General features: G+C 63.5%; 21 protein-coding genes. 10 read left to right on the forward strand and 11 right to left on the reverse strand.

Going from position 1 to position 23402, the window contains the following annotated elements; all coding sequences use genetic code 11:
* Positions 1-102 precede the first annotated feature (102 nt).
* Both D0B32_RS26155 and D0B32_RS26160 read right to left on the reverse strand, forming a co-directional pair.
* Positions 103-372, reverse strand: coding sequence for a hypothetical protein (locus tag D0B32_RS26155; protein ID WP_117337228.1), 270 nt, complete (start codon positions 370-372; stop codon positions 103-105).
* Positions 373-793: 421 nt separating this feature from the next.
* On the reverse strand, positions 794-982 hold the full coding sequence (locus D0B32_RS26160; RefSeq protein ID WP_117337229.1) for a CsbD family protein: 189 nt from the start codon (positions 980-982) through the stop codon (positions 794-796).
* Between the two features lie 1106 nt (positions 983-2088).
* Here D0B32_RS26160 and D0B32_RS26165 point away from each other — a divergent pair.
* Positions 2089-2571, forward strand: a complete 483-nt coding sequence (locus D0B32_RS26165) for a hypothetical protein (protein ID WP_117337467.1) — start codon at positions 2089-2091, stop codon at positions 2569-2571.
* 158 nt (positions 2572-2729) lie between these two features.
* On the opposite strand, the gene D0B32_RS26170 is transcribed toward D0B32_RS26165, so the two are convergent.
* On the reverse strand, positions 2730-3626 hold the full coding sequence (locus D0B32_RS26170) for a MipA/OmpV family protein (protein WP_181969909.1): 897 nt from the start codon (positions 3624-3626) through the stop codon (positions 2730-2732).
* A gap of 330 nt (positions 3627-3956) precedes the next feature.
* Positions 3957-4847, reverse strand: coding sequence for a LysR family transcriptional regulator (locus D0B32_RS26175; RefSeq protein ID WP_117337231.1), 891 nt, complete (start codon positions 4845-4847; stop codon positions 3957-3959).
* Between the two features lie 131 nt (positions 4848-4978).
* Here D0B32_RS26175 and D0B32_RS26180 point away from each other — a divergent pair, with 131 nt between their 5' ends.
* On the forward strand, positions 4979-5704 hold the full coding sequence (locus D0B32_RS26180) for a pirin family protein (protein ID WP_117337232.1): 726 nt from the start codon (positions 4979-4981) through the stop codon (positions 5702-5704).
* Positions 5705-5948: 244 nt separating this feature from the next.
* Positions 5949-6137, forward strand: a complete 189-nt coding sequence (locus D0B32_RS26185; protein WP_117337468.1) for a hypothetical protein — start codon at positions 5949-5951, stop codon at positions 6135-6137.
* A 111-nt stretch (positions 6138-6248) separates the two neighbouring features.
* Here D0B32_RS26185 and ahpF read toward each other — a convergent pair whose 3' ends face one another.
* Positions 6249-7844, reverse strand: coding sequence for an alkyl hydroperoxide reductase subunit F (gene ahpF / locus D0B32_RS26190; RefSeq protein ID WP_117337233.1), 1596 nt, complete (start codon positions 7842-7844; stop codon positions 6249-6251).
* 187 nt (positions 7845-8031) lie between these two features.
* The gene (ahpC, locus tag D0B32_RS26195) at positions 8032-8595 is read right to left on the reverse strand and encodes an alkyl hydroperoxide reductase subunit C (RefSeq protein WP_117337234.1); all 564 of its coding nucleotides are present in this window, start codon (positions 8593-8595) and stop codon (positions 8032-8034) included.
* Between the two features lie 163 nt (positions 8596-8758).
* Between ahpC and D0B32_RS26200 the strand changes: the two genes are divergently transcribed.
* The 3 genes from D0B32_RS26200 to leuA all read left to right on the forward strand — a co-directional run bounded on the left by D0B32_RS26200 (position 8759) and on the right by leuA (position 13085).
* Positions 8759-10183 carry a DHA2 family efflux MFS transporter permease subunit gene (locus D0B32_RS26200; protein WP_117337235.1) on the forward strand — a complete coding sequence of 475 codons (1425 nt, stop codon included), beginning with the start codon at positions 8759-8761 and terminating at the stop codon, positions 10181-10183.
* Between the two features lie 108 nt (positions 10184-10291).
* Entirely contained in the window at positions 10292-10987 is a 696-nt protein-coding gene (locus D0B32_RS26205) for a cation diffusion facilitator family transporter (protein ID WP_117337236.1), read from the forward strand.
* 394 nt (positions 10988-11381) lie between these two features.
* The gene (leuA, locus tag D0B32_RS26210) at positions 11382-13085 is read left to right on the forward strand and encodes a 2-isopropylmalate synthase (protein ID WP_117337237.1); all 1704 of its coding nucleotides are present in this window, start codon (positions 11382-11384) and stop codon (positions 13083-13085) included.
* A 94-nt stretch (positions 13086-13179) separates the two neighbouring features.
* On the opposite strand, the gene D0B32_RS26215 is transcribed toward leuA, so the two are convergent.
* From D0B32_RS26215 to D0B32_RS26225, 3 genes are all read right to left on the reverse strand, one after another.
* On the reverse strand, positions 13180-14109 hold the full coding sequence (locus D0B32_RS26215; RefSeq protein WP_117337238.1) for a 2OG-Fe(II) oxygenase: 930 nt from the start codon (positions 14107-14109) through the stop codon (positions 13180-13182).
* 181 nt (positions 14110-14290) lie between these two features.
* The gene (locus D0B32_RS26220; RefSeq protein ID WP_117337239.1) at positions 14291-14764 is read right to left on the reverse strand and encodes a nuclear transport factor 2 family protein; all 474 of its coding nucleotides are present in this window, start codon (positions 14762-14764) and stop codon (positions 14291-14293) included.
* 137 nt (positions 14765-14901) lie between these two features.
* Positions 14902-16545, reverse strand: coding sequence for an MFS transporter (locus D0B32_RS26225; RefSeq protein WP_117337469.1), 1644 nt, complete (start codon positions 16543-16545; stop codon positions 14902-14904).
* Positions 16546-16670: 125 nt separating this feature from the next.
* Here D0B32_RS26225 and D0B32_RS26230 point away from each other — a divergent pair, with 125 nt between their 5' ends.
* Both D0B32_RS26230 and D0B32_RS26235 read left to right on the forward strand, forming a co-directional pair.
* Positions 16671-17546 (forward strand): LysR family transcriptional regulator, encoded by an 876-nt coding sequence (locus D0B32_RS26230; protein ID WP_117337240.1) that lies wholly within the window; start codon positions 16671-16673, stop codon positions 17544-17546.
* A 263-nt stretch (positions 17547-17809) separates the two neighbouring features.
* Positions 17810-19153, forward strand: a complete 1344-nt coding sequence (locus D0B32_RS26235; protein WP_117337241.1) for a DUF2325 domain-containing protein — start codon at positions 17810-17812, stop codon at positions 19151-19153.
* 30 nt (positions 19154-19183) lie between these two features.
* On the opposite strand, the gene D0B32_RS26240 is transcribed toward D0B32_RS26235, so the two are convergent.
* Entirely contained in the window at positions 19184-19594 is a 411-nt protein-coding gene (locus D0B32_RS26240; RefSeq protein ID WP_259295157.1) for a winged helix-turn-helix domain-containing protein, read from the reverse strand.
* A gap of 42 nt (positions 19595-19636) precedes the next feature.
* Positions 19637-20137 carry a molybdopterin-dependent oxidoreductase gene (locus D0B32_RS26245; RefSeq protein ID WP_259295169.1) on the reverse strand — a complete coding sequence of 167 codons (501 nt, stop codon included), beginning with the start codon at positions 20135-20137 and terminating at the stop codon, positions 19637-19639.
* 343 nt (positions 20138-20480) lie between these two features.
* On the opposite strand from D0B32_RS26245, the gene D0B32_RS26250 reads away from it, so the two are divergent.
* On the forward strand, positions 20481-21356 hold the full coding sequence (locus tag D0B32_RS26250; protein ID WP_117337243.1) for an extracellular solute-binding protein: 876 nt from the start codon (positions 20481-20483) through the stop codon (positions 21354-21356).
* A 48-nt stretch (positions 21357-21404) separates the two neighbouring features.
* Positions 21405-23294 carry an ATP-binding cassette domain-containing protein gene (locus D0B32_RS26255; RefSeq protein ID WP_117337244.1) on the forward strand — a complete coding sequence of 630 codons (1890 nt, stop codon included), beginning with the start codon at positions 21405-21407 and terminating at the stop codon, positions 23292-23294.
* The last annotated feature ends 108 nt before the right edge of the window (positions 23295-23402 follow it).

The raw sequence follows: 23402 nt of genomic DNA on the forward strand, positions 1-23402 counted from the left end.
GGTCGGGTCGACGCGTTCAGCCCGCGATCTGGTTTCTCGCTCCGCCTCGGTTTCAGCCCGAGGTTAGAACCGCGTCTTCGGCCCCGGCCTCAGCGTGACCCGTCACGAGTTCACGAAGGTATAGCTTTCATGGCTGGAATAGCCTGCGTAGTTGTCGATCAACCTCAGCAGGTCCGCTTCGTCGGGGCGCGTGCCCCAGCGGCTGTGTCCGGAAATCGAGGCAATGGCAAACCACGAATGCGGCGGAAACCATTCGGCGCGCACCTGGGTGCCGCTCACAATGCGCAACCGGCCGGTATCGCATAGAAACTCGGCGCGGACTGTTTCCCCATCCACGACTTTGCTGGCAGTAATCGGCACGGACTCAAACATGAGGTCCTCCGGTTTGTGGACCACGCTACGTACAGCTTGAACTGCAGTTGCGTCTCTAGTTTTCTTGCGCAGTTAAACGCAAGTTCCATGCCGATTTGATCAACTGACCATGCGACGGGCTTTTGCTCCCAATACGCTCGAATTGACGGGCTGACGCAGGGCGAGACGTGTGCCGTGGAGGGTCGGGAATGCGCTGTATTGAGCGCTCAGGCACCGCTGCGGTGCGAGAAGAGTGGGCAGACGGCCTTGTCTCAACCCACACACGAAGCATTGTGGTGTTTGATCATCGCCCCATGCAGAAGCGCCCCCGCCATGCATGACATGGCGGGGGCGCTTTAAACACCGCGTCGATCAACCTGCGCTACAAGATTTCGCTAGCGGCGCTGCGATCAACAACGGTGATCAACGCTCGTCAACACTCTTAGTGGTGACGCTTGACCGAATCCTTCGCTGCTTCGCGAGCGTCGCCCATGTCCTTGCGAGCCTGCCCTGCGGCTTGCTGGAGATCGCCCTTCATCTCACGGCCAGGGTTTCCCGTGACCTTGCCAGCAGCTTCGTTCATCTTGCCCTTTGCCTTTTCAGCAACGCCCTTCACCTGGTCCTTGTTCATGACGTCCTCCGTAAGTTGCGACTGGATTGTCGCGGCGTATAAGTCTGCGCAAGCAGCGTTCCCGAGGAAATGACGGTCGGGTGGACTGCCTGCCGCGTCCACTGGCGCGCCATAGCAGACAACGGATTCCCCCGTTCGGGCCGACGCTCGACTCCTGGAGTTTGTTGGCCGATGCGCGTTCTGCGAAGTGTCGCTACAGGCGCAAATACAGCGCCAAAGCCGGTAAATCCGCGCAATTCATCGAACTGCATGGACATTCGGCCTCGCTTCGCCTGATCGCCGCGCGCACTTCGTCATTACACTGTTTTTCATGGGCACAACGATTCACCGAGCCCATCCGCGGTCTCCCCCCGCGTGTGTTTTGACCGTACCACCGTAAGAGCAGTTTGATTTGAGGCAGTTTGTAGAAGCACGAGTCACAACAGCAGCGAACACAGCAGTAGCAGTCAGCATCATGAAGTCGGCAGTTGCAGTGAGAGTGGCATCACGAAGTTGCAGTGGAAGTTGCATCAGGCAGTCGAAATTGCTTCACGGAGTTGCAGTCGAAATTGCATCACGCAGTCGTATCACGATGTTGCCGCAGAAGTCGCAGTGGAAGTCGTCGTAGAACAGCAGTCGCATGACCGGTACAGCATGTGCAACACCCAGCAGTCAGAGCAAAAGAAAGGCAGTCGAAGGCCAGTAGCGCAATACGAGTTGAAGTCGCCGTAACAGTACCCAGCCGTCGCAACAAAAAAAGCATCACGCAGGAAAAGCAACAGGGGTTCGTAGTAGAGCGAGGGTCAAGGACCGAGCCTTGAAGCAGTAAAGAGCGATGACGTTGTTGTGGTGGGACCAGGTCGGCAGGCATCCACGCGCCGGTACGACTCTTCCATCCTGTCGAGCCCTGCCCCCACCGGGACAGGGCTTTTTTTTGCGTGCCGCGTGTCATTCCGCGTCATCCGGCATCCACGCGCGGCGATTCTCTGCCGGGCGCCTGCAACTTTAAGTCTGTCTTAATTCTGACTCGCCATGATGCATCCCAGGACGTCACACAAAGCGTCCATCACCGCGGCTCCTGCACAGTGCAGTGGTCGTCGGCGTCATCGAAAGAGGTGAACATCGTCATGTCCAGCAAATCGCAACACCGCAAGCGCAGCCAACCCGCCATGTCGCCGCTTCTGCGCGCACTCACGTTCAGCCGCGCGGCGCACGAACCCGTCACGCAAGCCATGCTGCTGCAAAGCTATGCCGCGCTGGATGCGTTCCGGCGCGGCCACGGATCGCGCGAGTTGTTCATGACGCTCGGCCGGCATCTGCTGGTGGCGGAAGAACTGTGCGCGCTCGGACTCGAAGCATCGGAGCTGGATTACGTCGAAGCAGCTCATGCGGCGATGGTGCATCTCGATGCCACCGAGCACCAACCCGGTAGCTGGCGTCTCGATGACGACGAATATGTCCGCCTGTGCGCGGCGCTGGCGATCTTCGATGCGCAACTGGCCGAGGCCTCGCTCGAGATGATCGCGCGCGCCGAAGCGCGCATGGTGGAAGGTTTGCTGCGTACCGGACGCGAGCAGCCGCTCATGGCGGGGCCCGTTTCTGCCTGGTGAGCGAAGGGTGATGGTGCTCAGTTGATGGCGCTCAGTTCGAGCGCAGGATATGGCGACGCCTCCCGTTTCATGGAGGCGCTGCCAATCCTTCCCGCTGCGTTGCATCCGCAAAGAACCACGCCTAAGGGATGAACGGCGAGCAGCCGCTTCCCAGTCGCTCAGAACTCGTAGTTGACTGACAGATCGAGCACGCCATTCGACGAGCGTTGCGTGATCGGACTGCGTGCCGCGCTGCCCACCAGTTGTTCGAGCGCAAGGTCACAGGCCGCGAACCAGTGCTTCTGGAAGAACCAGATCGCGCTGACGCCGAAGCCCGCCGACTTGATACCGGCACTCGCGTGATAGTACGGATAGTTCGACGCCGCCGCCTGTGCCGGATTGACGCCGAACCACGTGTTCATATAGTTGGAATCCGCGAACGTCACGCTCGGGCCCGCAAACCAGAAGAACGTTTTCGAACTGCCCGGCAGCGGCATATACGCGCCGAGGTCGCCCACCCAGCCGTTCGAGCCGCCGAAACTGCGGCGAATGTCGGCGCGCAACACCAGCGGGAAATCCTTCGACACGACGTAGTCCGCCGCCAGCTTGACCTCGGGCGCCGGGTTGATGTTGCCCATGCCGTGCAGGTGTTCGTCGTCGTCCTGACCGCGCCGGCCGAGGTCATACGCGGCTGCGATGCTGATGCGCCAGTTCTGGCCTTGCAGCACGTTGGCGCCGAAGCCCTCACCCGTGGAAGCGAAGTACAGGTCGCTGTAGCGAATGTCGATGCTCGGGCCGCCTTCGAAGTGATAGCGATCCGAACCGTCGTACCGGGGCTGCAACGCCATAGCGGCGCCGACCGCCACCTGCCAGGTGGGAATGGTCGGCTCCATCAGCTTTTCGAGCGGCACGCCTGCGGAGTATTGCCACTCCTGCAGGGGCGCGGGGGTTTGAGCCATGACGGTGGTGGGGAATGCCGCGGCTCCGACGAGGGTGGCAACTGCCAGATACGGCGCCGCGAATCTTGTTTGTTTGTCACGGCTCTTGAGCGTCCGTGTTCTCCGAGTGTCCAACACCCATCCTCCGATCGCGCCTGCTGCGAATTGATAGACCGTCCGCCGCTGAATTCCCGCAAGTCCGCGTGAGGCTGTAACACCTGCTACGCGCACGCGCCTTGCGATGTAATTTTTTCAGCAAACGGTATGGATAAGCCTGTCGAGCGGGCGGATCGGCTGATGCAGGCCGGCGTGTGCAAAAGGAAAAACGCCTGCTGAACCGCAATCCGCCCAATGCGTGACATTTGGCTGGCACGACCAGTGCAATATCCGGGCCCGATCGGAAGAAGAAGCGTGCGGCCGCTCAACGAGTCTCGCAAAAACTTCAGGCCATCGAGAAGCGTGCGCCGCTCATGCGCCCATCGTTTTGGCTAATTGCTCGCGCAGGAATGCCACCAACGCCTGAATGGTCGTCGAGGTCTGACGGTGCTGCGGATAGACCGCATACAGTGCCGCGGCATGCGGCAGATACGGCTCCAGCACTTCGACGAGTTGCCCCGTTTTGAGCCCATGCGCGACGATGAAATCCGGCAATCGCGCAATGCCTAGGCCGGCCATTGCCGCGTCGCGGATCAGTTCGCCATTGTTGGCGCGCAACGGCCCATGCACCTCCACTGACTTGTGCACGCCGTCCACCACGAACTCCCAGGTGGTCGGGCCGCCGTGTCCATAGAGCAGGCACGCGTGACGTTCGAGCGCCGCGGGTGTGGCGGGCGTGCCGCGTCGGCGCAAATACTGCGGGCTGCAGCAGGCCACCATGCGCACCTCCGCCAGCTTCTGCGCAATCAGCGTTGAATCCGCCAGCGTGCCGATGCGGATCGCCATGTCGAAACCCTCGCCCACCACGTCGACGAGCCGGTCGCTCAGTTCCATGTCGAAACGCACCTCGGCGTGGCGGCTCAGGAATGCCGCGATCAGCGGCGACAGATGCACCATGCCGAACGACATTGGTGCGCTCACGCGCAACAGACCGTGTGGCGTCGCGCGACGCAGCGACATGGCCTGCTCCGCCTCCGCTACCTCGCCGAGAATGCGGCGCGCCCGCTCGTAAAACTCCTGCCCGAGATCCGTGACCGCTAGCTTGCGCGTGTTGCGTATCAGAAGACGCACGCCGAGCGATTCCTCCAGCGCCATCACGCGGCGGCTGACGAACTGCTTCGAGAGCGAGAGCCGGTTGGCCGCCGTGGTGAAATTGCGCGCGTCGACCGTGGCCACGAAAATCCGCATGTCGTCGAATTGCATTGAATTGTCCACTCCTGAGTGACAGTGTTTCCTGTTTTGTCCCGATTATAAGCCTGTGGATTGACGTAAACTGCTGTTCGTGGATCACGGTGCAGCAACCCTTGCCGGATCGCCAACTCAGGAGAATGAGCATGCTCGACATCAGACACGCCAATCAACGCGGCCGCGCGGAGCACGGCTGGCTCAGCTCGCGTCATACCTTTTCGTTTGCGCACTATCACGATCCGAAGCAGAACGGCTTCTCGGATCTGCTGGTGATCAACGACGACCGTGTCGCGCCGGCCCAGGGTTTCGGCAAGCATCCGCATCGCGACATGGAGATTTTTTCGTACGTGCTGGAAGGCGCGCTGGAACACAAGGACACGATGGGCACGGGCTCCGTGATCGTGCCGGGCGACATCCAGTTGATGAGCGCAGGCACCGGCGTCGCGCATAGCGAGTACAACCACTCGCGCACCGACCCCGTGCACTTCCTGCAGATCTGGATTGCGCCGGCCCGTACCGGCACGGCGCCGCGCTATCAGCAAAGCCACTTCGGCGCGGCGGACAAGCGGGGCGTGCTGCGTCTCGTGATGTCGCCGGATGGCGCGCAGGAGTCGCTAGTGGTGCAGCAGGACGCACGGGTGTATGCAGGGCTGTTCGACGGCGATGAAAACGCGGAACTGACGCTCGCGCCGAATCGCTACGCGTACGTGCATGTGGCGCGCGGCAGCATCAACGTGAACGGCGTGGCGCTCGGCGAAGGTGACGGCGTGCGCGTGCGTGACGAAGAACGGCTGAGCTTCACGCAAGGCCAGGACGCGGAAGTGCTCGTCTTCGATCTGCGCAACATCGAGACGTCGGAGTTCTGGTCTTAAGGACGAATCGGCACGAACCGGCGTTTGAACGTATTGGGGAAACAAAGCCATGAACCGAATTGCCTCGGTAATTGCCTGTTGTTCGGTTCATGGCAACCACGACCCGCGTCCTACGATTTAACCGTGGCGCGCCGAGTGCCACCTCCGGCACGCAGCGCCGCGGCTCACCCAGATTGGCCGCCCCTGGCCTGCCTCGATCGATTCACGAATGCAGTCACAAAACCGCATTAGCGGGGAGGCCATCATGGATATCGTCAAACTCGCCCGGTCTTCGGGTTTGCAGATTTTGCTCGACGCACGCATTGGACGTGAGACGTATCACAGTGTGAGCGGCTCGCTGTCTTCGCTGCAACGCTTTGCCGACGCCATTCGCGCGGCGCTCGAAGATGAGCGTGCGGACAGTCTGGTGCCGCTGGAGCGTAGTGAGGCGTGAGGCCACGCACAAACGCAAAAAAGCCCGCTGACAATCAGCGGGCTTTCCCTTGCAACGGGCGGTCGGTGAACGCAGGGGCAACATAGAACCCCACGCGCCTTCATCAACCCATCAGCTCACCGCAAGCGCGGCTTCGTCCTCGGCTTCGACTTCATCGTCCGCGCTATTGCGAATCAGATGATCGAAGGCCGCCAGCGATGCCTTCGCGCCCTCGCCCACCGCAATCACGATCTGTTTGAACGGCACGGTCGTCACGTCGCCCGCGGCGAACACGCCCGGGACCGAAGTGGCGCCGCGCGCATCGACCACGATCTCGCCGTGCTTCGACAGTTCAACCGTGCCCTTGAGCCACTCGGTGTTCGGCACGAGGCCGATCTGCACGAACACGCCTTCCAGCTCGACGCGCTGCGTCTCGCCCGAACGCAGATCCTTGTAGACCAGACCGTTGACCTTCTTGCCATCACCGGTGATCTCCGTGGTCTGCGCCTGGGTGATGATCGTCACGTTGGCGAGGCTGCGCAGCTTGCGTTGCAGCACTTCGTCAGCACGCAGTTGCGCACCGAACTCCAGCAACGTCACGTGACTCACGATCCCGGCCAGATCGATTGCCGCTTCGACGCCTGAATTCCCGCCGCCAATCACCGAGACGCGCTTGCCCTTGAAGAGCGGGCCGTCGCAATGCGGGCAATAGGCCACGCCGTGATTGCGATATTCGCGCTCGCCGGGCACGTTGATTTCGCGCCAGCGCGCGCCCGTGGCCAGCACGATGGTCTTCGCCTTCAGCACCGCGCCGTTGGCCAGATGCACTTCGTGGATGCGGCCGGGAATCAGCGCTTCAGCACGTTGCACATCCATGATGTCCACTTCGTAGCTCTTCACATGCTGCTCGAGCGCCGTTGCGAATTTGGGTCCTTCGGTCTCCTGAACAGAGACGAAGTTCTCGATGGCGAGCGTATCGAGCACCTGGCCGCCAAAGCGTTCTGCGACCACGCCCGTCGCAATGCCCTTGCGCGCGGAATAGATTGCCGCTGCCGCTGCCGCGGGTCCGCCGCCGACGATCAGCGTATCGAACACCGGTTTGTTTTGCAGCGCCCTGGCCGCACGCGCACCGGCTCCAGTATCGAGCTTCGCGAGAATTTCCTTCACGCCGCTGCGGCCCTGGCCAAATACTTCACCGTTCAGGAACATGGTCGGCACGGCCATGATCTGGCGTGCTTCGACTTCGTTCTGGAACAGCGCACCGTCAATCGCCACGTGGCGAATGCGCGGATTGATGAGTGCCATCACGTTCAGCGCCTGCACGACTTCCGGGCAGTTCTGGCATGACAGCGAGAAATACGTTTCGAATTGATAGTCGCCGTCGAGTTCGCGGATCTGCTCGATCACCGCGTCGTCGAGCTTGACCGGATGGCCGCCCACCTGCAGCAGCGCGAGGACCAGCGAGGTAAATTCATGCCCCATCGGGATGCCCGCGAAGCGGATACCGGTGGCCTTACCCGGCTCGCCGATCGAAAACGACGGCTTGCGTTGCTCGCCTTCGCTGCGCTCGACTACACTCACGCGTTCCGACAGCGACGCGATATCGTCGAGCAGAGCCCGCAATTCCTGCGATTTGGCGCTGTCGTCGAGCGAAGCGACGATCTCGATGGGCCGGCTGACCTTTTCCAGGTACGTTTTCAACTGAGTCTTGAGATTGGCGTCCAGCATGGCGATTCGAATTCCGTGACGAGGGTTGAAGCTCCGGGCGCCACCGCGAGATGTGGCGAGGAGGCGTGCCCAGCGTTGCATGACAGCGCATGCAACGCTGGGCACGTGAGATGCGCCCGCGGGTGGCGCGTGCTACGAGGCGACAAACAAGGCGTCTGAAACGACGCCTTCCGCTGCACGAAGCAGCTTAGATCTTGCCGACCAGGTCGAGCGACGGGGTCAGCGTGTCAGCACCCGGCGTCCACTTGGCGGGGCAGACTTCACCCGGATGGGCGGCGATGTATTGCGCAGCCTGCACCTTGCGCAGCAGTTCGCCGGCGTCACGGCCAATGCCGTTGTCGTGGATTTCGCACAGCTTGATCTCGCCTTCCGGGTTGATCACGAAGGTGCCGCGCAGTGCCATGCCTTCTTCTTCGATCAGCACGTCGAAGTTGCGCGAGATCGCCAGCGTCGGATCGGCAATCATCGGATACTTGATCTTCTGGATCGTGTCCGACGTGTCATGCCAGGCCTTGTGGGTGAAGTGCGTATCCGTCGACACGCTGTAGATCTCGACGCCGAGCTTCTGGAATTCGGCGTAACGGTCGGCCAGGTCGCCCAGTTCGGTCGGGCAGACAAACGTGAAGTCAGCCGGGTAGAACACGACGACCGACCACTTGCCCTTGAGGGTTTCGTCAGTGACAGTCTGGAAGTCGCCGTTGTGATAAGCGGTTGCCTTGAAAGGTTTGATCTGGCTGTTGATGATCGGCATCGAATGCGTCCTCTTGGTGGGTCAGTGGTTGAGAAAGTGGTGTCAGTATGTCTGGATACGCTTAATAGAAAAAGTTGATTGTTTAAATGATGATGATTGCGTATATCTATTTGATGGCTCTGGTCGACCCACGCGCGGCCCGAAACGGTCATGGGTGGTGCCGATGAACCAGCCAGCCACACGTCCCGGCTTTATCGGCTGGCTGCCGTACATCGTCGCGGCCACGTTTTTCATGGAGTACCTGGACACCACGGTCATCGCCACGGCGCTGCCGCAGATGGCGCGCTCGTTCGGCGTGGGCCCGAACAGCCTGAGCCTCGGGATGACCGCCTACATGCTGGCGCTGGCGATCTTCATCCCCGTGAGCGGCTGGGTGGCCGACCGTTGCGGCTCGCGCACCGTGTTTTTCAGCGCGATTGCGGTATTCACGCTCGCCTCGGTGCTGTGCGGCATGTCGCAGAACGTGCCGGAATTCACGGCAGCGCGGCTGTTGCAGGGCATTGGCGGGGCGATGATGGTGCCGGTCGGGCGTCTGATCGTGGTGCGCAGTACCGAGAAAAGCCGCCTGATGCAGGCGATTTCCACCATCACGTGGCCAGCCATTGTGGCGCCCGTGGTCGGGCCGCCGGTGGGCGGCTTCATCACCACGTACGCGAACTGGCGCTGGATTTTCCTGCTGAACGTACCGTTTGGGATTGCCGTGATGGCGGCGGTGGTCGGGCTGGTGCCGAACCTGCGCGGCAGCGAGCGCCGTCCGCTGGATCTGGTGGGACTGTTGCTGAGCGCCGCCACCCTCACCTCGATCCTGTACGGCGCCGAACTGGCCAGTCAGCCGAGCGAAAACCCGTGGATCGGCGCAGCGTTCGTGCTGGCAGGCGTGCTGCTGGGCGTGGTGGCGTTCCGGCATGCGCGCGGCCATCCCCATCCGTTGATCGACGTGTCGACGCTGAAAATCCCGACCTTTTCGGTGACCGTGGTGACCGGGTCGTTCACGCGTATCGGCATCGGCGCGGTGCCGTATCTCATGCCGCTGCTGTTCCAGATCGGCTTCGGCATGTCGGCGTTCAGGTCGGGGTTGCTGCTGCTTGCCAGCGCGGTCGGCAATCTCGGGATGAAGGCACTGACCACGCGCATTCTGCAGCGCTTCGGGTTTCGCATCGTGTCGATCATCGACGTCTGCGTGGCCGCGGTCTCCACGATTGCATGCGGGCTGCTCACACCAACTTCGCCGCTGGCGTGGATTCTGATCGTGGTGTTCGTGTACGGCGTGGCCCGCTCGATGCAGTTCTCGACGCTCGCCACGCTCGCTTACGCCGACGTCGCGCAACCGCAGATGAGCGGGGCCAGCACGCTCTGGAGCGCCGCCGCGCAGATGACGATCGGTCTTGGCATCGCTTTCGGCGCGGTGGCCTTGCGCGGCGCCGCGGCGTTCAATGGCGAGCATACGGGGCACGTGTTCACGCTCGACGATTTCCGTATTGCGTTTTTATGTGCGGGACTTCTGACGCTGGCCTCGCTGTGGGGCTACTGGCAGATGGCGCACGATGCCGGGCAAAGCGTGGGAGGCGGCTCGCGGCGGGCTTCGTGAGGGAGTGGGGAACGCGCTTCGCTGTGCCGTCCGCTGTACGGTCCACTGTCATGTGCGCGCAACGTTCGATAGATAGCCTGCTGTCATTACTCGAACCCGCCCCCCACGATGCCATCGTCGCCCGAGCGTCCTCGTCTGTCGCGCGGTAGCTGCTTCAAGGCTGCCTACGTGAGTGCCGCGTTGAATGCCGCCCTGATGGCCCTGCAGATCGTGATCGGTCTGGCGGCGCATTCCGATGGGCTGGTCGCCGATGGCATCCACACGCTGAGCGATCTCGCCGCCGATGGTGTCGTGCTCGCCGTGCTGTATCTGACCGCTGCGATGACGACAGCCCCCGCCACAACAGACCGATCCGGCGCAATCGACCCCGACGCCAGCGTGCAAGGGGCGCTCGCCAGTCTGCTGATCGGCGTATTGCTGATCGGCACCGCGTTCGACATGCTCTGGCATTGCTTTCAGGCGGACCCGTTGCCGGGCGCGCCGCTGACCGTACGCGCCTGTGCACTCGCCGTCGCACTCGTTGCCATGCTGAGCAAGGAAGGCTTGTTTCGCTACATGCGCGCCGCTGCACAGCGCACGGGGTCCACGGTTCTGCACGCCAGTGCGTGGCATGCGCGGCTGGACGCGGTCTCGGCACTCGTCGCCGCAGTGGGCATTACGGGCGGCATGATGGGCGTTCCCGCACTGGATCATCTGGCCGCCGCTGCAATCGGTTTGATGATCCTGCGCATGGGCTACAGCAACGCCTGGTCTGCGCTGAAAGCCCTGTCGGCCCGGCCGCTCGGCAATCCGGCGGAGCCTTGAGCCGTCACGATGCGCGCCCGTCATGGACAAGCAATCTACGAGCAATCGGCGAGCAAGCGCGTGGCAATCGCCAGACGCAATCGGCAAGCACACTTCGCCGCGACACTTGACCGCATCCGTCATTTGTGATTCTATTACGGCCATGTTCGCCGCACAGACCCTGCTATCCCTCCTACTACTAGCCCGCTCTACCGGGCTAGGTCTGCTGCTACGCGCTTCCCGCATCTAACTGCACCTGAAGCGCAACTAATTCCCAAGCTTTGCTGACCTTGCCCCGGTTGCCCACCGGCGGCCGTGCTTCGTCTCGCGTTTCCCCTGCTTCTTTTTCGCTTTTGTCTGGCTTCGGTCCAGCCCTCAAGCCCTTTTACGTCACTTTCGAACCTGTGAGCCCGTCATGTTGAAGAACCCTGCCACGAAATACCGTCCGTTCACGCCCATTGATATGCCGGATCGCACCTGGCCGTCGCGCACCATCACCCGCGCGCCGATCTGGATGAGCACCGACCTGCGCGACGGCAATCAGGCGCTGTTCGAGCCCATGAATGCACAGCGCAAGATGCGCATGTTCAAGACGCTCGTGCAGATCGGCTTCAAGGAAATCGAAGTGGCATTTCCTTCGGCGTCCGAAACCGATTTCAACTTCGTGCGCGAACTGATCGAGGGCGGCCATATTCCCGATGACGTCACCATCGAGGTGTTGACCCAGGCGCGCGATGATCTGATCGAACGCACCTTCGAATCGTTGCGTGGCGTGCCGCGCGCCATCGTGCATCTGTACAACGCGACCGCGCCGGAATTCCGCAAGATCGTGTTCGGACTCGAGCGTGATGGCGTCAAGCAACTCGCGGTGAACGCCGCGCGCACCATGAAGCGGCTCGTGGAAGCCAATCCGCAGACCGACTTCACGCTGCAATACAGCCCCGAAACGTTCACCGCCACCGAACTCGATTTCGCCAAGGAAGTCTGCGATGCCGTGTTCGACGTCTGGCAGCCGACACCGGAGCGCAAGGCCATCGTCAACCTGCCGGCCACGGTCGAAGTCGGCACGCCGAACTTCTACGCCGACCAGGTGGAATGGATGCACCGCAACCTCGCGCGACGCGACTCGCTGATCGTCTCGGTCCACCCGCACAACGATCGCGGCACGGCGGTGGCCGCGGCGGAACTCGCGGTGATGGCGGGCGCGGATCGCATCGAAGGATGTCTGTTCGGCAATGGCGAGCGCACTGGCAACGTCGATCTCGTGACGCTCGCGCTGAATCTCTACACCCAGGGCGTCGATCCGGGACTCGACTTCTCGCATATCAACGAAGTGGCCCGCACCGCCGAGGAGTGCACGCAGTTGCCGGTGCATCCCCGTCATCCGTATGTGGGCGATCTGGTGTTCACCGCCTTCTCAGGCTCACATCAGGATGCGATCAAGAAAGGCTTCGCGGCACAGAAGGACGATGCAGTCTGGGAGATTCCGTATTTGCCGGTCGACCCGCGCGATCTCGGCCGTACCTACGATTCGATCATCCGTGTGAACAGCCAGTCCGGCAAGGGCGGCATTGCGTATCTGCTCGAGCAGACGCATGGCGTCGTGCTGCCGCGTCGTTTGCAGGTCGATTTCAGCTCGGCGGTCCAGCAGATCACGGACAACACCGGCCAGGAAGTCAGCGCACAACAGATCTGGGAAGTGTTCCAGGACGAATACGTGCGCAACGAAGCGCCCGTGCGCTACATCGGCCACACGCTCGCCGAGGATGGCGGCCGTGAGCGTATCAAGTTGACAGTCGAGATCGAGGGCCAGCGCACCACGCTGACCGGTGAAGGCAACGGCCCGCTCGACGCGTTGATGCACGCATTGCGCACCCCTGTGCGAATTCAGCACTACGAGGAACGCGCGCTGACGCAAGGTGCGGACGCCAAGGCGATCGCGATTGCCGAAATGGCCGGGGCCCAGGTGGTGGGCAGCGCGTTTGGCGTGGGTATCGACGCGAATCTGATTACCGCGTCGATCCGCGCGGCGATCAGCGGGATCAACCGGGCCTATGCACGTTCCGATGCGCAGGCACAGGCGCATTTCTTCGACGCGGTGTTGCGCGAAGCGGCCTGACAAGAAGCGCGCTGCGTTCCTCGCAGCGCGCTTTTCTTCATGCAGATACGCGCCACCGCCCCTCTTCTGTTCGGCAAGGCGCGTCAGCGACAACTCACACATAAGGCCGTTCGCGCATCCACTTGGTCATGATCCACTTGTCGCCGCTCTTCACGGGTGCGCCGCCATGCAGCGTGAGCGGATCGAGTTGCCGCTGGCCATTCAGATAGCGGAAATACACCGCGCCGCCCTGCTTGCCTGCCACCGCTAATCCCGCCTCCGGGAAAATCGTCTCGCCGCCGTCCGGCACGTCGTTCAGATAGACGATCAAGGTCGCGACGCGTTGCCCGCCCCGCGCGGTATGCACGGCGCTACCCGCCTGGTCGGGCGGGAAATAATCGAAATGCGGCCGGTATTCGCCGGTCGTGTTGTAGTGCAGGATCTGCAGACCCTCGCCGTTTTCCACCGGCCAGTTCGTCAGGCTCGCAATGCGCTGGTCGATGCGTTCGATCAATGCATCCTCGCCGCGCTGAAACCAGATGCCTTCGCTGGTCCGGTTGCGGATCACATCTTCCTGGCCCGTGGCGGGATTGACGGTGGTCGAGCGTTTCAAACGGTGACGCGAGCGTTCGATCATTTCCGCGCACTCGTCGGCGCTCAGCACATCGCCGAACACGATCACCTGGGGACGCTCGCAGCGCATCAGCACCTTGACGTCGCGATCGAACGCGCGAATCAGATTGCCGGCGGCAACCGGCACTGCATCGTACTGGTACGCGCCTGGCGCGCTCTTGACGAGAGTGGCTTCAGTGCCTGCATGCGCTGCCGTGAGCGCGGACGGAGCGATTGGGCTCGCCGCGTTCGCTGCATTCGCCGCCGCGACCACGCCGCCGCTCGTGACCACCAGTACACGTTGCACGGCCGCGGCCGCCGTCATCACATCGAAACCGGCCTGCACCATCGACTCGACCATCGAGTCCGCAGTGCAGCCACGCTTCGCATTGGTGGCCAGCCAGTCCTCCCAGGCCGCATCCAGTACAGGCATTGGTACTCGTCCCCAAGTTTCGTGAGTTCAGCCAGTTGGACGGCTGTGCGGGATCGTTCCGCGTGGTTTCTTCGCCGTCTGCGTTCACGAGATACTGCATCATCTGACGAGACTCGTGCAAGTGGCCAGCACGGGCGTCGTTCATGCCGCAAACAACGCATTGCAAAGACGCAGCGCGTTGCTACTTGCGCTTCGCCCGGTACGCGTCCAGTCCTTTGCGTGCCTGGGCACGGATGGCGCGCTGGACCAACGGCGTCCACCCCAGCAACGCGCCCTTCAGGCCGAGCGCCTGACGGGACCAGCGCCACAAGTCGAAGCTGTCGTGATGTTCGGCGATCAGGCCGTCGCGGAACACGAAGCGTGCCTCGATACGGTTGACCACCGTGCGCCCCGTCTGGCTGAACAGATAACGCGCCACCCACTGCGCGCTGCCCGTCTGCGGAGTCGCTTCGATGTCGGAAAACGTCAGGGAAAACGCTTGTGCGCGCTGCGTCAGCATGCGCCACATATCACGCGCTTCGTCGCCACGCAGTTCACCGAAGACGGGATCGCTGAACAGCACGTCGGGTACATAGCACGCGCTCATGGCTTCGGCATCGAGGCGCGCGAAGGCTTCGTAGAAGCGCTGGATCAACGCGCTGTTCGGGTCGGTCATCGGGGTGGGGTCCTGTGGCGGATAAGACGCAAGCGCCACGATATCGGAAATCGGCAGCGAACCGGACCTGTCCGAGGTCACGCTCTAAAGCGGCCCGCATCGCACCCGCACATGCACCCGCCGCCCCGCCCCACTCCTCACTCTACGACCACACCGCTCACATGCGCAGGCGTCGCACGACCCGCCAGCACGCGCACGCCGATCGCCATCGCAATGGCCGCCAATCCCGCCAGATACAGGGCAGCCGCAAAGCCACTGGCAAAACTGAAGTGTGCAGCACTCCGAAGCGCCGCCCCGGCAGCCGGCGACAGATGAGCCGTCGCACCGGCAATGTCCCCGGAGAGCACGCGTGACATGAAGCCCGCATCGAGTCCGCTGCGCAGCGCCGGTGTCACTTCGGGCCGCGCGTCGAACACGCTATGCGTGCGCGCCGCCAGCACCGCGCCGAGCACACCTACGGCGCTGACAATCCCGGTGAAACGCGTGGTGGTGCTGATGCCGGAGGCCATCCCCGTACGATGAGCCGGCACGCACGCCATGATGGCCTTTTGCGTGTCGCCGTTCAGCACGCCGGCACCCAGCCCGGTGATCACCATGCCGACCGCGACGAACGCATAGTGGGCGTCGCCCGCGAACGGCGCCGCGCACAACGCAGTGACCAGATTACCCACGCCGATCATCAGCAGTCCGGTGCTCAACAGCGACAGCGCCGACTGGCGTTTTGCGAGCGCCGCGCCCAGATGCGGGCCCACCACCATGGCGAGCGCGAACGGCAGCATGCCCATGCCCGCCGCAATCGCGCTCAGGCCGAACGCGTTCTGCAGATACAGCGGCAGGAAGGTCATCATCACCTGTGCACAGGCGGCGTAACCGAACATGGCCAGCACGGCCGCGACGAAACGCGGCTGGGTGAACAGCGTCAGATCCACCATCGCGTGCTGGCGTACGCGTTGTACCCAGACGAAGCCGACGAACAGCAGCACGCTGGCGCCGCAGCGCGCCGCCGTCGCGAGGCTGGCCCAGCCCGCCGTGGGCGCTTCGATCAGAGCCCAGATCGCGAGCGCCAGCGCCGCGCCGAACAAGGCGCTGCCGGCGATATCCACCGGCCCCGCGTCTGGATTGCGCGATTCGCGGATAGCACGCAGCGCGCACAGGGCCAGCACCGTGCAAACCGGCAGATTGAACAGGAAGATCCAGCGCCAGCCGAACCACTGCGTAATCATGCCACCAATCAGCGGCGCGACCGTCGTCGCCAGTCCCATGCAGGTGCCCCACACGGCCCACGCACGCACCCGCGCGGGCCCGGCGTGAAAGGTGTTGGCAATCACCGCCAGCGCCGCCGTCAACAACAGCGCGGCGCCCACGCCCTTCAATGCACGGGACACGTTGAGCACCGTCACCGAAGGCGCGAGCCCGCAGCCCAACGACGCGAGGAAAAACACCGCGAGCCCGAGCAGCAGCATGCGCTTTCTGCCAAAACGATCGGCCAGCGCACCGGCGGGCAACAGACACGAAGCGAACGCGACCATATAGGCGCTGACCACCCATTCGACGTCGGCGAAGCTCGCCTGAAACGAACGCGCAATGGACGGCAGCGACACCGCTACCACATTGGTATCGAGGACGATCAACGCGCACATGGCCGAAGCGGTGGCCAGCACGAAACCGGGTTTGACGGGACGCCGGCTGGGCGCGGCGCCGGCGTCGCCGTGCGCTGTCGCCGCGTGGGGCGCAGCGGGCCGCGCCGCCTGTTCGGATGATTCAGCTTGCGAGGAGGACATGGGCAATGACGCGAAAGAGGCGACGAAAAGAAGCGACGAAAAGAAACCTGCTGCCATCGTAGCGGGCTGTGTATTCCCCGTCATTGCCATAGAATCACAGAATAATTGCTCTGGATGGCAATACCATGCAACCGCTCGAACTCCGCCACATGCGCTGCATCGTCAGCGTCGCAAAGCATCTTCACTTCGCCCGCGCAGCAGAGGAGCTGGATATCACCGCGCCGTCGCTCACCCGGCAAGTTCAGGAAGCGGAGCGTCTGCTCGGCGTGCGGCTCTTTCATCGCACCCGGCGCTCGGTGTCGCTGAGCGCCGCGGGCGAGGCGTGGCTGGCCGAGGCGCTGCCCGCGCTCGAACAGCTCCAGCGCGGCGCCGAACGCGCCAGCCTCGCGGAGCGCGGCGAACTGGGACGGGTGGCGATCGGTTATGTCGCTTCGGCCGCGTATGCGGGCGTGCTGCGCCAGGCGGTGCGCGGCTTTCGCCTCGCCCATCCACGTATCGAGGTCGCGGCGCGCGAGGTGCCGATGGACAGCGTGCCTGCCATGCTCGCGGACGGCCAGCTCGATGCCGCCTACGTCCGACCACCCATGCAGTTTCTGGAAGGCATCGAAGCCACCACGGTGTACCGCGATTCCTTTGTGATCGCCCTGCCGGAAGACTCCGAACTCGCCGCCTTCCCGGTACTCGCGCCCGCGCAACTGCGCGACCAGTATTTCGTGCTGCCGGAGCAGGACTCCGGCACGCTCGAACTGGCGCGGCGCGGACGTTTTTCACCCAAACTCGGCCCGCGTTCCGGCACGCTCGCGGCCGTGCTCGCGTGCGTCTCGCTGGGCGGCAAGGTCGCCGTCGTGCCCCATACGCTGACCGAATGCGTGACCTTGCCGGGCATCGTGTATCGCGGCATCAAGGGCAAGCCCATTCCGTCGGAAATCGCGCTTGCCTACCGTAAATACGAGCGCACCGCCGCCGTGCGGGCCTTTCTCGCTTACGCGAAACAATCCTGACTTGAGGCGCCGCGCGCTGCGCCGGCGTGCCCATCCAGCGACCGTGCAACGCTGACGGAGGCCGCGCGCCAGGAGTATCGTTGACCGTGTCGTTGACCGTATCGTTGACCCCGAGCGCTATATTCGATGGTATATTGCGGTACAGAGACTGGTGCAAACCCAATGCTGGCCCAGCAGGCAGGCGTGACGCGCCCGACATCAACTGCGCCGTGCCGCGCGCCTTGCCAGCGAGCCCGGGCACCAGAACCGGATTCGAGGTCACCATGCACACTCCCCCGTTTCGCCTTGCTCAAACTGCCGGCGCCGGGCGCGTCGGCAATGACGCCACGGGCCGCCCGGCAGTTATCGCAGACGCCTGCTGCGCGCCGTCGACGGTGCAACTCGGCCGTGCACGGCGCCGCAGCAAGCTCGCTGAACTGGACCCGCATCTGCACTGCTCGGTGATCGGCACGTGCCTCACCACGCATGAACTGCGCAAGCTGGTGCCGAAATTCACGGATCTCGACCGTCAGCACGCCAGCGACCTGCAGATTCACCACGCCGCAGTGGAACTGGCCATCGCGGGCGGTCCCGGCAGCAAGGCGCTGCATAAGGCGCTGGACGAGCGCTACGCCGGCGCGATCCGCCGTTTCGACGAAGCGCGTGACGAAGACGCGCTGCTGGCGTTATGGAACGAAGCGCTGAAAAGCGGCGACATCCCGCCCGCCTATTGGGCCGTGATGACGCATGCCTGCGCAACCATGCCGGTGCGCCAGTCGGCCTTCGGCGAGTTGCATATGCTGTCGCACCTGGTGGGCGCGGCCAATCGCGCGGATATCCGCCGTCTCGTCGCGCTGGAAGAAGAAAACGCCGAACTGCGCGACAAGGTCGAGCGGCAGCAGAATCGTCTGCGCGAAATCAGCGCGGAACGCGACACGGTGATCGAGCAACTCACCGAACAGATCGTCAAGCTCAACGCCCAGGCCGAACGGCAACCGTCCGCCAATAGCGCGGAACTGGCCGCCGAGGTGCAGGCGCTTCGTCAGAAGCTCGCGGAAAGCGAACAGCGTCTCGCGCTGCACACGAGCCGTCGCGAAGCGGCCGAACAACGCACGTTGCAGGAACAAGGCACGGTCGAGGCGCTGCGGCAGAGCCGCGACCAGGCGCTCGCCATGCTGAAAGTGGTGCAGGCCGAATGTCACGCGCTGGAAAGCGCCACACTGGATGCGCTGGATCAAGCCGGCAGCCGCCGCGCCGCGCTCGAGAACGTGCGCGGCAAGCGGGTCGTCTATGTGGGTGGGCGGCCGGGCTCGAACTCCGCGCTCAAGTCGCTGGTGAGTTCGGCGGGCGGCGACTTCGTGGTGCACGACGGCGGCCTCGAAGATCGCAAGGGGCTTCTCGCGGCCGCCTTACCGGGCGCGGATATCGTCGTGTTTCCGGTGGACTGCATCGACCACGATTCGATGAACATGCTCAAGCGTGTGTGCGAGCGGCATCAGGTGGATTACTACCCGCTGCGCAGTGCGAGCGTGGCCAGTTTCATCGAACTGATCGCGCGGATACATGCCGACCCCACGCCGGTTGATAACGCGCGGCCGGCGTCGGCATTTTGTCTGCGGCATGGGTGATGCGACGCGGCGGATCTGTACGCCCGCCTGTCAGCGGATCATTCGCGTCAACTCGCTAATCTGCTTCGCGCAGCTTTTTTGCGCCTGCGCTTCCACCTCGCGATACAGCCGCACGATGGTTTCCCCAACCGGCGTCAGCACGCAGCCGCCGCCGCTCTGACCGCCCTGTTCGGAGACGGTGGCGGGCGACTTCAACGACTTGTTGAGTTCGTCGATCAGCAGCCACGCGCGCCGATACGACATGCCGAGGCTGCGCGCCGCAGCCGAGATCGAGCCCTGTTCGCGCACGGCTTCGAGCAGGTCCACTTTGCCCGGCCCGAGCGCCACGGTTTCGCCCGTGCGGATGCGCATGCGAAAGCGCACTTCCGGAGCGGTTTTAGCGGACGCCGTGGTGCGCGCTGCGGCGGCGGAGAGGGTTGAAGTTTTCGCGGATTCAGCCATGCGCGCAAGCATACACGCATCGCCCGGCTCACTTCAAACCCTTCAGAACAGTTCGGGTTTGAGCACCTGCACGACCACCCGCGCGAGCCGCTTGACATGCCGTGGCGCCGCCATGATGTCCGCGCCTGAATACAGGGTGGGCACGCCGTCTTCGATACTCAGGGGTTGATCGTCGCACTCGTACGCGATCAGCACGCTCTCGCCAACGTGGGTGTTGAACAACTCGTGCCAGGAGAAGGTGACGGCGTAACCGTCGTGCGACATCGCCATAAACACGGCGCGCTTGAAATCGCCAGGCGCATCGTTGCGCAGACCCGCTTCTTCGATCAGTTCGGTCAGACGCACGCCCCGGTAGCACCCCACCTTGCGGATGTAGCGGTTGGTGGTGAAGCAGCGCAGATCGAAGGGCTCGACTCGCACGCTGTCGTAACGGCGCAGTTGTTCCACTGACAGCGTCAACGGACGCAGCACCTGCCCGCTAAGAACGAAGTCCGTGGAAAGGTTTGCTCGAGTCGGCTCGGCCGCTTCGACAGTTGGGTGCATCAGGTCCATGCGTGCAACTCCTCCAGCAGTACGAACAGCACGCGGCACACCAGGCCGCGCTGCGCTGTATTTTCACATATATTACGAGACGAACCGGCCACGCGTATGCCGTGGCACGGACATACCGGCTATATGAAGCGGCCCATGTGATGGAAAACCCGGCGGGAGTCCCGCGATAAACAAGGTAGGAACAAGGCGGGAGCGGGTAAAAGTACGACGCTTGCCGGGCCAGACCCGGAGGTTGAACCGCGCAAAAACGCGCCCAGGATTCGAGCCACGCAACGCATTGGCATCGTAAGATACCGTTCTCAGTTTTTTCTCTCTAAACGCTACAGGAAACAGCATGATCCGCAAGCTGCTCGCCTCAGTCACCGTCATCGCCAGCATGGCAATGGCCACGCCCGGTTTCGCTCAGGACAACACCGTGAACGTGCTGTACGCCGGCTCACTGGTGAATCTGATGGAGCGCAGCGTGGGTCCCGCCTTCGAGAAATCCACCGGCCTGCAGTTTCGCGGCTACGCGGCGGGTTCGAACAAGATCGCCAACGAGATCAAAGGCAAGCTGCGCCGTGGCGACGTCTTCATCAGCGCCAGTCCGAAGGTCAACCAGAGCCTGATGGGTGCGGAGAACGGCGATCACGTCTCGTGGTACGTCAACTTCGCACAGTCGCCGTTGATGATCGGCTACAACCCGAAGAGCAAGTTCGCCGCCGACTTCAAGAAGAAACGCTGGGATCAGGTGCTGCAGGAACCGGGCATCAAGGTGGGCCGCACGGATCCGAAGCTCGATCCGAAGGGCGCGTTCACCGTCGAGATGATGACCAAGGCGGCGGATCTTTATCATCAACCGGATCTCGTCGAAAAGACGCTCGGTGCGCCGGACAATCCCGACCAGGTGCTGCCTGAAGAAACCCTGGTGGGCCGGCTGCAATCGGGCCAACTGGATGCCGGCTTCTTCTACTCCACCGAGACTTCGGATCTGAAGATTCCCGCCATCCAGCCCGCGCCGGAACTGCATGCCCAGGCGAGCTACACGCTCACCATCCTGAACGACGCGCCGGACAATGCGGGCGCGGTCCGCTTCGTGAACTTCCTGCTGAGCGCCGAAGGCCGCGCGTTGTTGAAGCAGCATGGCGTGGATGTGATCAAGCCCACCGTGAGCGGCAACGGCTCGGCCATTCCGCCGTCCGTGCAGGCCGTGCTGGATGCCGCGCAATAAGCGTCGACACCCTGCACGTCGTTATCTTTTGACGTTTAGCGAGCAGTCATGACGCGCACGGCGGCCCGGCCGCTTTTCTGGTTGGCCACGCTGCTGGCCGTGTACCTGTGCGCGCCGTTCATCGCCAGCGTGCCGCAACTGGGCGCGGCGGATTGGGCGAGCGTCAACTGGTCCGCCACGTGGTCGGCGGTCGCCGTCTCCGCCGGCAGCGCCAGCGTCGCGGCGCTGGTGATCCTGCTCGGCGGCGTGCCGCTCGGCTATTTCCTCGCGCGGTCGAACTCCCGCAAGGTGGCCGTGCTCGGCTTCGTGGTGCAGTTGCCGCTGGCACTACCACCGCTCACCAGCGGCGTGCTCTTGCTGTTCTTGCTGGGACCGTATAGCTGGGTCGGTCAATTGACGGGCGGCCGGCTCACCGATTCGTTTGCCGGCATCGTGCTGGCCCAAACCTTCGTGGCCGCGCCGTTCCTCATCATCGCCGCCAAGTCGGCCTTTGCTGCCGTCGACCCCGTGCTCGACGACGTCGCCGCCACGCTCGGCCATCATGCCGGCAGCCGCTTTTTCCGGGTCGTGTTGCCGGTTGCGTGGCCGGCCATCCGTGCAGGCTTGGCGCTCGCGTGGTTGCGTGCGTTCGGCGAGTTCGGCGCGACCGTGATGGTCGCGTATCACCCGTATTCGCTGCCGGTCTATACGTATGTGATGTTCGGCAGCCTCGGGTTGCCCGCCATGATGCCGTTGCTGCTGCCCACGTTGTTCATCGCCGTGGTGTGTGCGGCGCTGTCCTTGTATAGCCGGCGTCAGACGGGCGCGGATAGCCTGATCGACAACAGCGACGACGCGGCCGAACCCGTCGCCGGGCAAGCGCCTGTGGAGGACGGCGAGCGCCGCCTCGCCTTCCATCTGACGCGCCATCTGGGCGCCTTCGATCTGGACATTGCGTGGGCGCCGGTCACGCGTCGTCTGGCGGTGATCGGGCCGTCGGGCTCGGGCAAGTCGCTGGCGCTGCGTCTGATTGCCGGGCTCGAGCGCAATGAGCGCGGCACGGTGCGGCTCGGCGATGCGGACCTCGGCGCGCTGCCGCCGGAAGACCGCCAGATCGGTTATATGCCGCAAGACTACGGGCTCTTTCCGCACATGACGGTGGCGCAACAACTCGCCTTCCCCGTCGATGCGGACCCCGCCAGCGCCCGCTACTGGCTCGATCATCTCGGCCTCGCCGCGCTCACTGGACGGCTGCCGCATCAACTGTCGTTCGGTCAGCGCCAGCGGGTCGCACTGGCACGCGCACTCACCCGTCACAGTCAACTGCTGCTGTTCGACGAACCGTTCGCCGCGCTCGACACGCCGCGTCGGCGTCGGCTACAGCAATCGTTGCGAGCCTTGCAGCGCGAGATAGCCGCGGTGACGATCGTCGTCACGCACGATCCCGACGAAGCCGCCCTGCTCGCCGACGAGGTGCTGGTGATCGAACAGGGACGCGTGTTGCAGGCCGGTGCCCTCGACACGGTGTACGAGCGGCCCGCCAGCCTGCGCGTGGCTGAACTGCTCGGCCTGCACAACGTGGGCGAAGGCATCATGCGCGCACAGGGACGGCTCGAAATCAGCGGGGGACTGTTGATCGAGTTGGCAGACCGGAGCCTCGACAACCTCATGGCCGGTCAACGCGTGATGTGGCGCGTCTCGTCGCACGCGCTGGTTGCCGCGCCGGATGGCCCGTACCTTGGGACCATTGAAAGCATCGAACTGCGGCGCGGCGAGCGCTATATCCAGGTGGCGATGGGCGGCGCGCGCTTCGATCTCGCGAGCGAAGACGCCCGCTTCCGGCAAGGTACGCAGCATCGCTTTGCGATTGCCGCCGCCGGTGTGTCGGTGTGGGCGGCTGAGGCGGTAGTTGCGCGAGACGTGATGTTGGAAACGAAGGCCGTTGCGAGTCATTCCTGAGCGCAGTGATCCGCACCGCTGTTTTCGCGGAATCACTTTCGCAGGACCTTTTTCGCCGGATCGTTTTTCGCAGGTTCGCACCGCGGCGCTTCAGCGGAGCGCATGGCC

It is taken from the genome of Paraburkholderia sp. DHOC27, assembly GCF_003429005.1.
Taxonomy (GTDB): Bacteria; Pseudomonadota; Gammaproteobacteria; order Burkholderiales; family Burkholderiaceae; genus Paraburkholderia.

Excerpts from the sequence above, each read along its gene's own strand:
- leuA (WP_117337237.1), top strand. The coding sequence starts at position 11,382 with ATGTTGAAGAACCCTGCCACGAAATACCGTCCGTTCACGCCCATTGAT.
- D0B32_RS26180 (WP_117337232.1), top strand. The coding sequence starts at position 4,979 with ATGCTCGACATCAGACACGCCAATCAACGCGGCCGCGCGGAGCACGGC.
- D0B32_RS26175 (WP_117337231.1), bottom strand. The coding sequence starts at position 4,847 with ATGCAATTCGACGACATGCGGATTTTCGTGGCCACGGTCGACGCGCGC.
- D0B32_RS26230 (WP_117337240.1), top strand. The coding sequence starts at position 16,671 with ATGCAACCGCTCGAACTCCGCCACATGCGCTGCATCGTCAGCGTCGCA.
- D0B32_RS26245 (WP_259295169.1), bottom strand. The coding sequence starts at position 20,137 with ATGCACCCAACTGTCGAAGCGGCCGAGCCGACTCGAGCAAACCTTTCC.
- D0B32_RS26165 (WP_117337467.1), top strand. The coding sequence starts at position 2,089 with ATGTCCAGCAAATCGCAACACCGCAAGCGCAGCCAACCCGCCATGTCG.
- ahpC (WP_117337234.1), bottom strand. The coding sequence starts at position 8,595 with ATGCCGATCATCAACAGCCAGATCAAACCTTTCAAGGCAACCGCTTAT.
- D0B32_RS26160 (WP_117337229.1), bottom strand. The coding sequence starts at position 982 with ATGAACAAGGACCAGGTGAAGGGCGTTGCTGAAAAGGCAAAGGGCAAG.
- D0B32_RS26235 (WP_117337241.1), top strand. The coding sequence starts at position 17,810 with ATGCACACTCCCCCGTTTCGCCTTGCTCAAACTGCCGGCGCCGGGCGC.
- D0B32_RS26185 (WP_117337468.1), top strand. The coding sequence starts at position 5,949 with ATGGATATCGTCAAACTCGCCCGGTCTTCGGGTTTGCAGATTTTGCTC.
- D0B32_RS26155 (WP_117337228.1), bottom strand. The coding sequence starts at position 372 with ATGTTTGAGTCCGTGCCGATTACTGCCAGCAAAGTCGTGGATGGGGAA.
- D0B32_RS26205 (WP_117337236.1), top strand. The coding sequence starts at position 10,292 with ATGCCATCGTCGCCCGAGCGTCCTCGTCTGTCGCGCGGTAGCTGCTTC.
- D0B32_RS26255 (WP_117337244.1), top strand. The coding sequence starts at position 21,405 with ATGACGCGCACGGCGGCCCGGCCGCTTTTCTGGTTGGCCACGCTGCTG.
- D0B32_RS26215 (WP_117337238.1), bottom strand. The coding sequence starts at position 14,109 with ATGCCTGTACTGGATGCGGCCTGGGAGGACTGGCTGGCCACCAATGCG.
- ahpF (WP_117337233.1), bottom strand. The coding sequence starts at position 7,844 with ATGCTGGACGCCAATCTCAAGACTCAGTTGAAAACGTACCTGGAAAAG.
- D0B32_RS26220 (WP_117337239.1), bottom strand. The coding sequence starts at position 14,764 with ATGACCGACCCGAACAGCGCGTTGATCCAGCGCTTCTACGAAGCCTTC.
- D0B32_RS26200 (WP_117337235.1), top strand. The coding sequence starts at position 8,759 with ATGAACCAGCCAGCCACACGTCCCGGCTTTATCGGCTGGCTGCCGTAC.
- D0B32_RS26225 (WP_117337469.1), bottom strand. The coding sequence starts at position 16,545 with ATGTCCTCCTCGCAAGCTGAATCATCCGAACAGGCGGCGCGGCCCGCT.
- D0B32_RS26240 (WP_259295157.1), bottom strand. The coding sequence starts at position 19,594 with ATGGCTGAATCCGCGAAAACTTCAACCCTCTCCGCCGCCGCAGCGCGC.
- D0B32_RS26250 (WP_117337243.1), top strand. The coding sequence starts at position 20,481 with ATGATCCGCAAGCTGCTCGCCTCAGTCACCGTCATCGCCAGCATGGCA.